At 62.1% G+C, this 13,412-nt stretch carries 13 protein-coding genes; 3 read left to right on the forward strand and 10 right to left on the reverse strand.

Translation table 11 applies throughout. The annotated features are described in order from the left end of the window. The first annotated feature begins 1 nt into the window (after position 1). The 3 genes from P3G66_RS09295 to P3G66_RS09305 are packed head-to-tail and all read left to right on the forward strand — an operon-like array spanning position 2 to position 3,662. Entirely contained in the window at positions 2-1,165 is a 1,164-nt protein-coding gene (locus P3G66_RS09295; protein WP_276116429.1) for an ABC transporter ATP-binding protein, read from the forward strand. After that, positions 1,165-2,877 carry an iron ABC transporter permease gene (locus P3G66_RS09300; protein ID WP_276116430.1) on the forward strand — a complete coding sequence of 571 codons (1,713 nt, stop codon included), beginning with the start codon at positions 1,165-1,167 and terminating at the stop codon, positions 2,875-2,877. The genes P3G66_RS09295 and P3G66_RS09300 overlap by 1 nt, the downstream gene beginning before the upstream one ends. Before the next feature lie 20 nt (positions 2,878-2,897). Next, positions 2,898-3,662, forward strand: a complete 765-nt coding sequence (locus P3G66_RS09305; protein ID WP_276116431.1) for an SDR family oxidoreductase — start codon at positions 2,898-2,900, stop codon at positions 3,660-3,662. 27 nt (positions 3,663-3,689) lie between these two features. Here P3G66_RS09305 and P3G66_RS09310 read toward each other — a convergent pair whose 3' ends face one another. The 10 genes from P3G66_RS09310 to P3G66_RS09355 form a co-directional block, all read right to left on the reverse strand. Further along, positions 3,690-4,706, reverse strand: a complete 1,017-nt coding sequence (locus tag P3G66_RS09310) for an MBL fold metallo-hydrolase (protein WP_276116432.1) — start codon at positions 4,704-4,706, stop codon at positions 3,690-3,692. Beyond that, positions 4,703-5,038, reverse strand: a complete 336-nt coding sequence (locus P3G66_RS09315) for an EthD family reductase (protein ID WP_276116433.1) — start codon at positions 5,036-5,038, stop codon at positions 4,703-4,705. Before P3G66_RS09315 ends, P3G66_RS09310 begins: the two co-directional genes overlap by 4 nt. 72 nt (positions 5,039-5,110) lie before the next feature. Beyond that, on the reverse strand, positions 5,111-5,734 hold the full coding sequence (locus P3G66_RS09320) for a TetR/AcrR family transcriptional regulator (protein WP_276116434.1): 624 nt from the start codon (positions 5,732-5,734) through the stop codon (positions 5,111-5,113). A 27-nt stretch (positions 5,735-5,761) separates the two neighbouring features. Continuing rightward, positions 5,762-7,291 carry a class I adenylate-forming enzyme family protein gene (locus P3G66_RS09325; protein WP_276116436.1) on the reverse strand — a complete coding sequence of 510 codons (1,530 nt, stop codon included), beginning with the start codon at positions 7,289-7,291 and terminating at the stop codon, positions 5,762-5,764. Between the two features lie 46 nt (positions 7,292-7,337). After that, the gene (locus tag P3G66_RS09330) at positions 7,338-8,399 is read right to left on the reverse strand and encodes an NAD(P)-dependent alcohol dehydrogenase (protein ID WP_276116437.1); all 1,062 of its coding nucleotides are present in this window, start codon (positions 8,397-8,399) and stop codon (positions 7,338-7,340) included. Next, positions 8,399-9,187: an SDR family oxidoreductase gene (locus P3G66_RS09335; RefSeq protein WP_276116438.1), complete on the reverse strand. Its 789-nt coding sequence runs from the start codon at positions 9,185-9,187 to the stop codon at positions 8,399-8,401. The genes P3G66_RS09330 and P3G66_RS09335 overlap by 1 nt, the downstream gene beginning before the upstream one ends. Before the next feature lie 32 nt (positions 9,188-9,219). After that, the gene (locus tag P3G66_RS09340; protein ID WP_276116439.1) at positions 9,220-9,978 is read right to left on the reverse strand and encodes a glucose 1-dehydrogenase; all 759 of its coding nucleotides are present in this window, start codon (positions 9,976-9,978) and stop codon (positions 9,220-9,222) included. Beyond that, the gene (locus P3G66_RS09345; protein WP_276116440.1) at positions 9,975-11,177 is read right to left on the reverse strand and encodes an acyl-CoA dehydrogenase family protein; all 1,203 of its coding nucleotides are present in this window, start codon (positions 11,175-11,177) and stop codon (positions 9,975-9,977) included. The genes P3G66_RS09340 and P3G66_RS09345 overlap by 4 nt, the downstream gene beginning before the upstream one ends. A 55-nt stretch (positions 11,178-11,232) precedes the next feature. Continuing rightward, entirely contained in the window at positions 11,233-12,195 is a 963-nt protein-coding gene (locus P3G66_RS09350) for a phosphotransferase family protein (protein ID WP_276116600.1), read from the reverse strand. After that, positions 12,189-13,397, reverse strand: a complete 1,209-nt coding sequence (locus P3G66_RS09355; RefSeq protein ID WP_276116441.1) for an acyl-CoA dehydrogenase family protein — start codon at positions 13,395-13,397, stop codon at positions 12,189-12,191. Before P3G66_RS09355 ends, P3G66_RS09350 begins: the two co-directional genes overlap by 7 nt. Between the last annotated feature and the right edge of the window lie 15 nt (positions 13,398-13,412).

The raw sequence follows: 13,412 nt of genomic DNA on the forward strand, positions 1-13,412 counted from the left end.
AATGGCATCACAATTCGCAGTTTCAGGTCTCACGAAGACCTACGGATCGAACGTGGTGGTCGATCAACTCGATCTCGAAATCGAGCAGGGCGAGTTCCTTGTCCTGCTCGGTCCGAGTGGTTGCGGCAAGACCACAACGCTGCGGTGCCTGGCGGGATTGGAAACACCTCAGGGCGGCTCGATCTCGTTCGGCGGTAGGCAGGTATTCGACGCCTCCACCAAAACCGATGTCCCCGCACACAAGCGGAACATCGGCATGGTGTTCCAGTCATATGCGCTCTGGCCGCACATGACAGTCCGAGACAATATCCGATACCCGCTCAAGGTCCGCAAGCTCAAACAGGCCATCGCCGCGGGTGCAGTGGAGAAGGCCGCCGATATGGTCGATTGCGGCGCGCTGCTCGATCGGTACCCATCGCAGCTCAGTGGTGGGCAACAACAGCGAGTTGCCGTGGCCCGTGGCCTCGTTGCGCAACCGGATCTGGTCTTGTTCGACGAACCCTTGAGTAACTTGGACGCACGTCTTCGTGACCAGGTGCGCTCCCAGATCCATCAGCTGCATCAAAGCCTTGGTTTCACCGCGGTTTTCGTCACGCACGATCAGGCCGAGGCCTTCGCTCTTGCGGATCGGATCGCAATCATGAAGTCCGGCAAGATCGAACAGTACGACGCGCCGGAACACGTGTTCGAGAATCCGGTGTCAGAGTACGTCGCCGCCTTCATCGGCATGGGTAATCGACTGGAACTGCGCCGCGGCCACGACGGCTGGATCACCAGCGCCAACGACATCATCGATCTCAGCAACGCCAGCGTGCGCGATCGCGCTGACGAAGGAAACGTCGCGGTGGCGCGGTTCCGCCCGGACGACGTGCAGATGCATGCCTCGGCGGACGATGTTCCGACCGGAAACGTTGCACTGCACGCCGAACTGGTGACATACGAGTACGCCGGACGCCACTTCGACGTATTGGTCAAGACCGGTACCGAACAACTGGCATTACGTGCCAGTGCTGCCGAACACAGTGCCACACTGCGCGCCAGTGATCCAGGTACCTCGATGGTGATCAGCTTCTCTCCGTCCAGTCTGCGGGTATACGCCGATCCGGACGCCACTGCGGTGGCCGTTCCCGAGCTGGTCGCACCGGGTGTAGGAGACCGATCCTGATGGCCACCGCAACCGCAACCGCAACCGCAACCGGATCCGTCAAGTCGTTCTCTATTTCACGGCAGTGGCAAGCCCGCATCGGCTACGCGATTCTGATCGCCGTTCTTGCGTATCTCGTAGTGCTGCCGATGATTCGACTGCAGATGCTGGCGTTCGAGGACGGCGGCGCGGGTTACCGAACGCAGTACGGCCGCTACGATGTGGCCGAGGCGATCTGGACGACGATCGCCCTGGCACTCGGCTCACTGGTGATCGCGATGGTCCTCGGTACCGTCCTGGCATTCGCCGCCAGCCGACTCCCGGACAAACTGGGATGGCTTCGCATCGTCCCCATTCTTCCGATCGTCATGCCCGCCGTCGCGAACATCGTCGGCTGGGCATTCCTGCTCTCGCCCGGTCCCGGCTACCTCAACGTGCTCTTGCGCAAGCTCCCCTGGTGGAGCGGGACCGACACCGGACCCATCGACGTGTACACCATCCCGTGGATCGTGATCCTCACCGGTTTCGGCCTCACGTCGTTCGTCTACTTGTTCGTCAGCTCCGGCATGCAGAACATCAGCTCGGAACATCTCGAAGCCGCTCAGGTGAGCGGATCGTCAACGGTCGGAATCTTCTTCAAGATCGTGCTGCCGTTGCTGCGGCCTTCACTCATCTACGGCGGCGGAATCGCATTGCTGCTCGGTCTGGGACAATTCACCGGTCCGCTACTGCTCGGCCAGAATTCGGGCGTCAAGGTCCTGACCACGGAGATGTACCGCCGAGTGTCCGAGTCCCCTTCGGATTTCGCGGCCGCGGCAGCTGCCGGTTCACCACTGGTGATCTTCGGTTTGGTGCTCGTCCTGGTACAGAAGGTGCTGCTGGGCAACCAGACTCGGTTTGTCACGCATGGCGGCAAGGCATTTGCCTCGTCCACCGGCCGGGCTACCTGGGCGACGGCCACCGTGGTGATTTTCTCGATGTTCGCACTGGTCATTCCGCTGATCGGGCTGATCATCGTCTCGCTGACGCCGTACTGGTCCGGATCGCTGTCGTGGGGTCTACTGACCCTGGACAACTTCCGGGAGCTCTGGTCGACTAGTGCGATCACCGAATCCGTTGTCACCAGCGTACTTACCTCACTGGGAGCAGTGATCATCTGTATTCCGATCGGATACGCGCTGGCCAACCTCCTGGTCCGCGGGCGCCGCTTCAAGATCCTGGCCCTGCTGGCCGATCTGATGACCGCCTTGCCGCTCGGCATCCCCGCGGTGATCTTCGGCGTCGGCTTCCTACTGACGTACACCGAACCGCCGTTCATCCTGTACGGCACCCGCACGGTCATCATCCTGGTCTACATCGTTCTGATGTTGCCGTTCGCCACACGAATGCAGATGACAGCCATGCTTGCGCTCGGAAACACCTACAACGAGGCCTCGGCCACCAGCGGTGCGTCCCCCTTCGTCACGACGCTGCGAATCATGTTGCCGCTCATGCGTCCGACGATTCTCAGTGCTGTCGCGTTGATGTTCATTCTCCTCACGCACGAGTTCGCCGCGTCGCTCCTGGTGCGCGCTTCCACGACTCAGGTGATGGGAACGCTGCTGTTCGACATGTGGCAGAACGGTTCGTATCCGATGGTGGCCGCCATGGCGTTGCTGATGACCGCGGTGACCACGATCGGCGTTGCCATCGCCATGCTTGTCGGCGGGCGTAACGTCCTGAGCAAGCTGTGACAGAAAGAGAAGCTGAAACGATGTCGATAGACAATACGCGTTTGCGAGAGAAGGTAGTACTGGTAACCGGAGCCACAGGCGGTATCGGCGTCGATATCGTCGGCCGACTCGCGGCCGAAGGCGCTTCGGTGATCGTCACCGACGTCAGTGGTGACGCGTGCGCCGACCTGGTCGCGAAGCAGGATCAGCCCGACAGTCATCAGGCGCTCTCCCTCGACATCGCTCGCGAAGAGCAATGGCAGAGCGTCATAGAGGCTGTCGCCGAGCGGTATTCCCGACTCGACGCCGTGGTGAACAACGGCGCGATCGGTAGTCTGGCTTCCGTTGTCGACGAAGACCTCGATCGGTACAACAAAGTCATCGAGGTCAGTCAGACCGGAACCTGGCTCGGCATGAAACATGCCGGGGCCTACATGGAAAGCACCGGCGGCGGGTCGATCGTCAACATCTGTTCGATCCTCGGCACGGTCGGGGGATTGGGTAACAGCTTCGCCTACGCGGCCGCCAAGGGTGCGGTCCGCACGATGACAAAGAACGCCGCATTGCATTGGGCTGCAAAAGGTGTACGCGTGAATTCGGTGCATCCGGGATTTATCGAGACCCAGCAACTGCTGCAGCGTTACGAGGGTAGTGAGCGGCACCAGGCGATGATTGCGAATACGCCGATGGGGCGACTCGGCACGGCTACAGAAGTTGCTGCCGCTGTGGCTTTCCTGGCCGGCGATGACTCGACGTTCGTCACCGGTACCGAACTCTATGTCGACGGCGGTTGGACCTGCGCCTGAGGGGATCGGTAAACGGGGTGGATCTCTTCAGTTCGAAGTGAAGAGATCCACCCCATTCCTGTTTTGCACGGACAACTGCCCACGGTCGACGAGCACGTCGAGGTGGGCAAGCGTCTCGCAGGTGGCCACCATCTGATTGAACGTATCGAGAGAATCGAAGCTGCGTTCGCGCCGAGTCCAGGTCAACACCTCGGATACTTGCAGCCCGGTGACCTCGCCCAATTCGGCTACCGCAGAGGCAGTCTGACCTAGACGATGATCGTGGTGTGCCAACAACTCCCGGCATCGCGTGTGCAGACTCGCACCTGTGCCGCCGTGAGCGGGCATCATGATCCGGTCCCGGTCGTCGAGCATCATCTCCAGCGAGCGGAGGTACGCTCCGAGTGGCAGCTCCCAATCGCCGAGTTCGAATCCGATCGACGGTGTGATGGTCGGCAACACGTGGTCTCCGGTGAAAGATACGCCGCGTTCGAGGTCATGAAAAACCATGTGCCCCTTGGTGTGTCCGGGAGTGTGTACCGCGGACAAGCGATGGCCCGGAATGTCGAGAGCGCCGGGGGAGAGCCAGTGATCGGGAGCCTCCCAGTCCGAGGGCTCGAAGGGTTCATCGACCGAATCTCGATAGACCTGCTCGGCGATTGTCGCTGCGCCGGATCGGTGCAGCTGAAGAATTGAGCTCTCCGGAACATTGTTGCCCAGCTTGGAGATTGCGGCGATCCCGGGAGATTCGGCTGCGCCGAGGTGGATTTGAGAACCATGTCGTCGACGCAGCTCAACGGCAAACGTGTAGTGGTCACGGTGGACATGCGTGACATAGATGTCGTGAATCTCCGCCGGGTTACGACCGATCAGCGCCAGGGCGTCGGACAGTTCGGCGTGCGTGCTGTTGCGATGCCAACCGCCGTCGACCAGCGCCAGTCCTTCCGTGGTCTCGAGCGCGTAGACGTTGATTGCGCGTAGGCCGTCCTGCGGCATCTGCAATGGGATCCGGAAAACGCCGTCGGCGACGCGATAGCAACCGGGCCGATCCCAATAATCGGTCATTTTCCGCTGTCGGCTAGCGGCACCATAGTCTTTTCGTCGCCGTACCACATCATCCGGCGGCCACCCATGGTGCCGACGTGATCAACGGCGGCCTGCCACTGCGGACTCGCCAGCGCGGCTTCGAGTGCCTCCCGTGATTCGAAACTCAAGACGGACAAGCCATCCCACCCCTCCGACTTGCTGCCGAAAGCTTCGAGCAATTCGGTGTGCTGCCATCGCAGCAGGCCGGGAATGGGATAGGTGACCTCCGCGTGTTCGCCGCGCCACCAAGTGATGAACTGCTCATGGGTCCAGTCGGTGGGTCGGGACGCTACGAGAACGAGGTTGTACATTTCAACTCCTAATTGAATTCACTTTAGTTTCGATAGGCAGGCCGAACGTCTACTCGCCGCGCTCGGAGCGACCTAAGCGCGCACCATCCGTAGAGCCGCATCGGTCACTCGATCGGCTATCTCCGTCAGGCTGAGTTGGCCGTCCGGTCGGTACCAGCGCCAAACACTGATCACGAGGGCCAAGACGAGGCGGCCCATCAAGCGAGGATCGGAATCAGCGAAGACGCCTTCCTTGATTCCACTCGCGATCAGCGCGGTCCACTTTTCTTCGATCTCTTGCACGAGTTCACGAGACTTCAGCCGTTCGGACTCTTCTTTTTCCGACTGTCGTTCCGCGGCAAGAAGATCCATGTGACTCTGAAGAATGCGGCGCTGCAGAGCATCTCTAGGTGAAGCCTTGAGTGATACGACGATCGCCGCCCTGAGTGCCTTTGCTGGATCCGAGTCACCCTCGGTTGCAACAGTGACTCGCTCCAACGAATCGGCCAATTCCAGCCGCATGATTGTCAGCAGGCAATGTGCTTTCGATTCGAAATAGTGATAGAGCGCTGTCTGTCCGATACCGACCTCGTCGGCGATCGATGCCCATTTGGTGTGCTCGTAACCCAACTTGCCGAACTGGTCGATCGCTGTGGCAAGAATGAGAGTGCGCTTGGAGCGCGGACTCTCCCGGCGCAACGCGGTCCCTGCTGTCATATGGCTCCCCCGGAGGTGCGTGGATGATTAGTTCGACCTTACCCCTTTTTGAGATGAACTCGTGTCAATTTCAGATGCCAGGCCTGAGGCGAGCGCGACCGCATCGGTCCTGGAAAGCTTGCCGACTCGGTTCTGCGGAAGATCTTCGACGGAGAAGAGAAACTCCGGCCACTTGAACTTTGGAAAGCCCCTCGCGGCAAGCTGCGTGGTCGCCTCCGCCAGCGTCAGCGGTTGACCACCGGTGACGACGAGGGCCGCCGCCCGCTCGCCGAGGAGGTCGTCCGGCACCGGCACCACGCAAACCTGAACCACTGCGGGCAACGACGCGATCGCCGATTCCATTTCGTTGATGTCGATATTGCGGCCGCCGCGGATGATGATTTGTTTCTGGCGTCCCATGACGCAGATAGACCCGTCTTCGCCGACTTCGACCAGATCGCCCGTCGGCAGGAAGCCGTCCGCGGTGAGCTCGGGCAGTACCGGAGCACCGCCGCGCGCATAACCGACGAACAGCGACGGTCCCTTCACCTGAGCATCCCCGATCTCACCTGCAGTGAGCAATGCCCCGGCGGCGTCGACCGCGCGAACGACGGTGCCAGGGAACGGGCGGCCGTCCCGCCCCAGCCTGATTGCCGGCGGATCATCCAGACGCGGGGTCGTGTGGCCCAGGCATTCGGACATGCCGAATACTCGAAGGAAGGTGGTACCCAGGACGGTTTCGGCGTTCCTGAGTGTGCGCTCGTTCATCGGACCGCCACCAACCGTCAGGGCGCGCATCGCCGAGAGCTTGCCGTCCGCACCTTCGGTAACCGAGAGCTGTAGGGCCATGGTCGGCACCAACATCGTCCAGGCGACCCGATGCTGTGCCATCGCCTCCAGCGCTACAGCGGGCGACCACTTGGCGATCGAAACCATCTGTCCGCCAAGGAAAGCAGGTAGATACATCCCGAAACAGAAAGCTGCGACGGATGACAGCGGCACAAAAGCGCCGACCGCCTCACCCTGTTGCAATCCGACGGTATCGATGGTGCTCCGGCAGGCGTAGCGGATTGCTTCCTCGGACTGGACGACACATTTCGGGCGACCGGTCGAACCGGAGGTCATCGCGATCGCGGTACCGCCGCGCCAGCGCTGAACCGAGGCGAAAGCCCCTTGCCTAGACCTGAGCACTCGCGTTCCGAAAGCGGCTACGGAACCGGCAAACTGGTCGTGCTCGATGCCCCAGCGGGTCAGTGCGTCGGCATCGGCCACCACGAGATCCGGGTTGATGTCGTCGATCGCCATCTCGAACTCGGATTCGGTGGCGTGTGGACTGAAGACCGCCACTACGCCGCCGCGAAGTCCGATCGCGAGGGCGGTCGCCACCGTCTGCCACGTGTTATCTGCCTGAATGAGCGCAGTGGGTGCCCCGCCGTCGAGCGAAGCGATGGTATCGGCCAGCGAGCGAGCCGCCTCGACGATCGAACCGATTGTGTGAGAACCTAACTCGTCGATCACCGCAATCTCGGCCGGGTTTCCTTTCGCCCGGGCGAGCATCTCCTGTGCCAGCAACTTCACTGCGGCGTCTCTCTTCCGTCTTCGAGTTCGATTGTGTGTTGGATGGTTACAGCGATGAAGGGGTTGTGGGAACCAGAACGGCGCGGCCGGACAGATCGCCTGAACGCAGCCGATCGTATGCCTCCAGTGCGCTCTCGAACGGGAACATGGTCACCTCGGCATGCAGCTTTCCTGCACCGGCGAGTTCGACCACCTGACGCAGGTCCTCGATCGTGCCCCAGAACGGCGCCCGAACCTGCCAGCCGTTGGCCAAACCAAGGCTTTTGCCGACGGTCAGTTGCCCGCCTGCACTTCCCACGACGACGACCCGGCCACCGGGAGCGAGAAGCGCCGGAGCGGGTTCGACCGTCGCCTGAGCCCCGACAAAGTCGAAGACCACGTCGGCACCGCCGAGGCTCGCCACAGCCTCTGTCGCTTCCGCGAGCGTCGCAAAACACGCGTGTGCTCCCGATTCGAGCGCGAGAGCGTGTGTCTGGGTTCTTGTCTCGACGGCGATGATGTCTGTGACGCCGAAAGAGCGCAGGATCTGCACCGCCAGATGGCCGAGACCGCCGATTCCTATCACCAAAGCCACAGTGTCCGAGTCGATGAGGTCGCTGTTGGTCCGGATCGCATGATATGCGGTCAGGCCGGCGTCGGCGAGCGGAGCGGCCTGCTGGGGGCTCAGCGAACCGACGGGAACGAGAACAGCTTCCGAGGGCACCAGCAGGTATTCCGCCAGCCCGCCCGGATGGCCCAACCCGTTTCCGATCGGGCTGAGTCGGCCGTCCCCACGCGGGACTTTCTCCAAGCAATAGTTCTCGCGCTCGCGCCGGCAATTGCGGCACCGGCCACATGGCCAAACACCATGAATGACAACATTTTCACCGATCCACGCGTGATCGGCCAGCGGTCCCGCACCGACGACGGTACCGGCAACCTCATGGCCGAGTGTGAGCGGCAACGGGTAATCGAAACGTCCGGCGGGCGAATCCATGACGTGCAGATCCGAGCGGCACAGACCAGCGGCGCCGACTTTGATCAACAGTTGCCCCTCAGCGGGCTCGGGTACGGGGACCTCACGCACCTGCGGAGGCTGACCCCACGCCGTCAGCTGGACTGCCAACATCAGCGCGCCGTCCAACCACCGTCGACGACCAGTGCCTGGCCGGTCATGTACGAGGAGGCGTCCGAGGCCAGAAACAGCACTGCGCCGTTTATCTCACCTTCAACCCCGCCGCGGCCGAGCATGGTGTTCTTACGTACCCACCCCGCCGATCTATCGTTGCTGAACAGTCCGTCGGTCATCTCCGTATCGAACCACCCAGGCACGACGGAGTTCACGCGGATCCCCCTGCGTCCCCACTGGCCGGCCAATTCCCGGGTCAGCCCGAGTGCTCCGGCCTTGGAGGCGGCGTAGCTCGCGCCACCGATCGGGGCGGTGGACACAAGCCCGATCACCGAGGAGATGTTGATGTACGACGCGCGTTCGTTCTCCGGTAGTCGGGTCGCGGCGTAGGTAGCCAGGTGAAAGCCGGATACCAGATTGAGCTCGAGTACCGAATTGAATCCCGCGATGGTTTCGTCCTCGGCGTTCGGAGGTCCGGGAATGCCGGCATTGTTGACGAGTACGTCGAGCCGTCCGGATTGCTCGTAACACCCGTCGATCAGGGCGCGCCGATCGGCGTCGTCAGTGATGTCGCAACGAACCGGAACGATTCCCGGTACCTCGGCTGCCAAGTCCTGCAGGCGGTCGAGCCGGCGGGCCGCGGCGTAGACCGTGGCCCCGGCGCTGGCCAGTGTGCGCGCAAATCCCATCCCGAGACCAGACGACGCGCCCGTCACGATCGCTACCCGCCCGGCCAGTCCGAACATCTCGGTCAGCATCTGTTCACCTTCGAATCCGTTGTCTGTCATGGCTTCCCTGTCGAAATCAGGACATCGCGGCATCAGTACACGGCGGTTCGGCCACCGTCGACCGGGATGAGCGCGCCGGTCGTGTAACCCGCAGCATCGGAGGCCAGGTGCGTTACCAGACCGGCGATCTCCTCCGGCCGGCCCAGTCGCCCGGCAGGCAGACGGTCCACGATCTTTCCGATGAACTCGTCGTCCCAGTTCTCGGCCATGTCGGTAGCGAAACCACCCGGCATCACACAGTTGACTCGCACCGTCGGTGCGTACTCCTGAGCAAACGCCCGGGTGAGCGCATTGAGGCCGTTCTTGGCCGCGGCGTACATCGCTTCCGGTGGGCTCGGGCGCTCCGCACCGATACTGGAGATGTTGATGATCGAGCCGCCCCCGGCCGCCCGCATCCGGTCTCCCGCGACGGCCATCAGCCGGAAAGGTCCCTTGACGTTGACCTCGATGGTTTTGTCCCACAGTCCTTCCGAGGCGGCGAGCAAGTTGTCGGCCAGCGGTGCGATGCCGGCATTGTTGACAACGATGTCGAGGCTGCCGTATTCGGCAATGATCTTCTCGACCGCGGGCTCGATACTGTCCCAGTGCCCGACGTGCAGGGCGAACGGGTGAGCGGTTCCCGGACCGGTGTCACCGAGCGACGCCACCGCTTTGCGGCAGGACTCGAGCTTTCGGCTGGACACGATCACGGTCGCGCCCGCGTCCCGGAGTCCACGCGCGATGGCCAGTCCCAAACCGCGGCTCGCGCCGGTCACGAGCGCGACCTTACCGGTCAATTCTGGTGTACTCATTTGTGCTTCTTCACCTCGAGGCGGGCAATGGTACGCAGATGGACCTCACTGGGCCCGTCTGCAATCTGCAGGGCGCGGGTAATCGCATACAGCCGAGCCAGGATCGTGTCGTTGCTGACTCCGGCGGCGCCATAAGTCTGCACCGCGCGGTCGACAACCTTGTGCGCAACTTCCATCGCTGCCACCTTGATGGCGGCCACCTCCGAGCGCGCAGACGCGTTGCCCTGAGTATCCATCAACCAAGCCGATTTGAGTACGAGCAACCTGATTTGGTCGATCTCGATGCGACTGCGGGCAATCCATTCACGCACTACGCCGCGGTCGGCAAGGGGGCCTCCGAACGCTTCCCTTTCGAGCGCGCGCTTACACATCATGTCCAGTGCCCGTTCTGCCATACCGACTGCGCGCATCGCGTAGTGCATCCGGCCGGGGCCCAGGCGTCCCTGTGCGATGGCGAATCCGTCGCCCTCAGAGCCGAGCATGTTTGCAGCCGGTACTCGAACATCGGTGAATTGAACTTCGCCGTGGCCGAGTCGGTCTTGGAAGCCGAACATCGGCAGATCCCGAATGACCTCGACGCCGGGCGCGTCGGCCGGTACCAGGATCATGCTCTGCTGCCGGTAAGTCGGCCCTTCGGGATCCGACTTGCCCATGAAGATCATGAGCTTGCAGTCAGGATCGAGGATGCCGGAGGTGTACCACTTACGGCCGTTAAGCACGAATTCGTCACCGTCACGTTGGATAGTCGATCGAATGTTTGTCGCATCCGAACTTGCCACAGCCGGTTCGGTCATCGCAAAAGCTGAACGAATACTGCAGTCCAGCAACGGCTTCAACCACTGCGCCTTCTGTTCGTCGGTGCCGAACATGGCGAGGATCTCCATGTTTCCGGTATCGGGAGCCGAGCAGTTGATCGCCTCGTTGCCGATGATGGAGCGGCCGACGATCTCAGCCAGCGGAGCGTATTCGAGATTAGTCAGCCCTGCGCCGAGTCCGTCGTGCGTCATGAACAGATTCCACAGACCCAATTCGCGTGCCTTCGCCTGCAGATCGCGCATGATCTGGGGCTGTTCGTGCGGGTTGTCGTTGGCAGCGACCTGGGCGTCGTACACCGATTCCGCCGGATAGACGTAATCGGCCATGAAAGATTCGAGCTTGCCGAGCAGTTCCTCGGTCCGCGGGGAATAAGCGAAATCCACGGTAGGTCTCCTTAGGTGATTATCAGCGAAGCAAAAGACCAGCGGCCTGGAAGACCTAGGGACGCAGAAGAGCGGTACCGGTCTCGATCAACCGGCTGATGGTGTCGGGCAGCTTCTCCTGATCCGGATCATGGTGGCGTCCCTCGCGGTGCCGACGCAGGTTGTGGCCCATGATCGCCGCCATCTTCAACCGGCCGAGTGCGTCGAACCAGTTGAGTTCGGGGAGTGCGGGACCCGCTCCGATGTACAGCGCGACCAACTCTTCGGCGCTCGGCAGTCCGGTGACTTCCCGACCGACACCGGGGAAGTTCGAACCGTCGGCGAATACCAGGAACCAGCCCAATTCGACTCGTGGATCTCCGGCAGACCAGATTTCCCAGTCGATGAGTGCAACTGGCTCCAGTCCGTCGGAGATGATGTTGCCGAGACGGTAATCACCGTGCACCAGTGTGGGTTCGATAGGTTCGGGAATGTCGGAGCGCAACAGTTCCAACAGTTGATCGGCGCCGACAACCAATTCCGGTGGCACTGCGCCCAGCGTCTTAGCCCAGCGCTCGAGCTCGTCTGCTGGTGTCAGTGGATCTGCGAGCCCGGCAATGGTGGCCAGGTCCACCTCATGCAGTCGCGGTAGAACTGCAGCGGCACGACGCATCCGATTGGCGGCGAGCACCGGATCGACGGCCGGGTCGTCGAGCACGGGCTCGAGTGACTCGCCAGCAACAAATTCCATGGCAAACCACGCGGGCTCGATCTCGTCGACGACAACTACGCGCGGCACCGGAACTTCGGTGCCGGCCAGCGCCTGCAGAATATGCGCCTGTCGCAGCATGTCGTGCCTGCCGATGGATCGTTGGCCTTCGGGCACCGCTTTGATCACCACGTCACCGGTCGAGGTGGCGGCGCGGTACGTCAGTCCGGAGTGTCCACCGAGTAGCGGCTGGAAGTCGGTTAACGTCGCACCGCAGTCCGCGAGCAGTTTGGCGGCGACCCGTTCTTGCAGAGACGAACTGGTCACGATCGCGGCTCCCTTGGTAGACCGAGTACGCGCTCGGAGATGATGTTGTGCTGAATCTCGTCGGTGCCGCCGGCAATTCGGTATCCGGGGGCGCCGAGTGCGTGTTCGGACCAAGCGAATGTTCCCCATCGACCGGAATCGGCGGTAAGTTCACGGCCGAGCAGCAAACGGGCAACTTCGGAAGTCCTGGCCATGGTGTCGGTGGCCAACAACTTTCCGAGTGATGCTTCAGGACCCGGTTCGTTGCCGGCAAGCATCGCTCCGGCCACCCGCATAGTGCTCACGCGCTGTAGATAGCTCCTGGTGACCAGGTCGGCCACCTTGTCCTTCTCGACCTCGGTCAGTTCGCGTCCGAGGTTCTGCGCGAGTGCAATTGCTTGATCTGCGTTGGCCAGACCGAGATTTCCGCCATCTAGACGTTCGGCCGCCAGTACGGTGAGAGCAACCTGCCAACCCTTGCCGACCGGACCGAGTCGATACGTGTCTTCGAGTTCGACGCCGTCGAGGTACACCTCGTTGAACGAGCTGCCGCCGGTCATCTGCCGGATCGGGCGTATGGTCACGCCGGGAGCGTTCATCGGGACCAGGAACATGGTGAGCCCGGCGTGTTTCGCGACGGTGGCGTCGGTACGGCATACGGCAACTCCGTAGTCCGCCACCAGCGCGCCGGAGGTCCATACTTTGTGCCCGTCAAGGGTCCATGTGCCGGTTTCGCTGCGTACCGCCTTGGTGCGGACGGCAGCCAGGTCCGATCCGGCCTCCGTCTCGGAGAACAATTGGCAGGCAATGATGTCCGTGCGAAGCATTGCTCGTACGTAGCGTTCCTTCTGCTCGTCGGTGCCCCACTGCTCGATGGTCGGCGCGATCAATTGCTGTGTCACCGAGAACATCTCGGTTCGCCGAGGCACGTCGAACGATTCCTCGGCCCGGCGGAAAGCCAGCACGTATGACAGCGGCAGGCTGCGGCCGCCGCGTTCGGGTGGCCAACTCAATGCTCCCCAGCCGGCATCGAACTTCGCCTGCTCGTAGCGTGAGATTTCGTCGGTGTGCGCGCGCTCTTGCTCTGCGGTCCAATTCTCGAATACCGCCACCGAATCCGAACCAACGCCCCACACCGATTCGGTGCGAGGTGCGGCGACGCCACGCAACCAAGCGATGGCTTCCTCGGTGAACGCGTCGATACCTGGAATCGTTTGTGGTGTCACTGATCTGCCCTCAGT

Origin of the sequence: Rhodococcus sp. C3V, from assembly GCF_029269915.1 — a bacterium.
Lineage (GTDB): Bacteria > Actinomycetota > Actinomycetes > Mycobacteriales > Mycobacteriaceae > Rhodococcus_F > Rhodococcus_F qingshengii.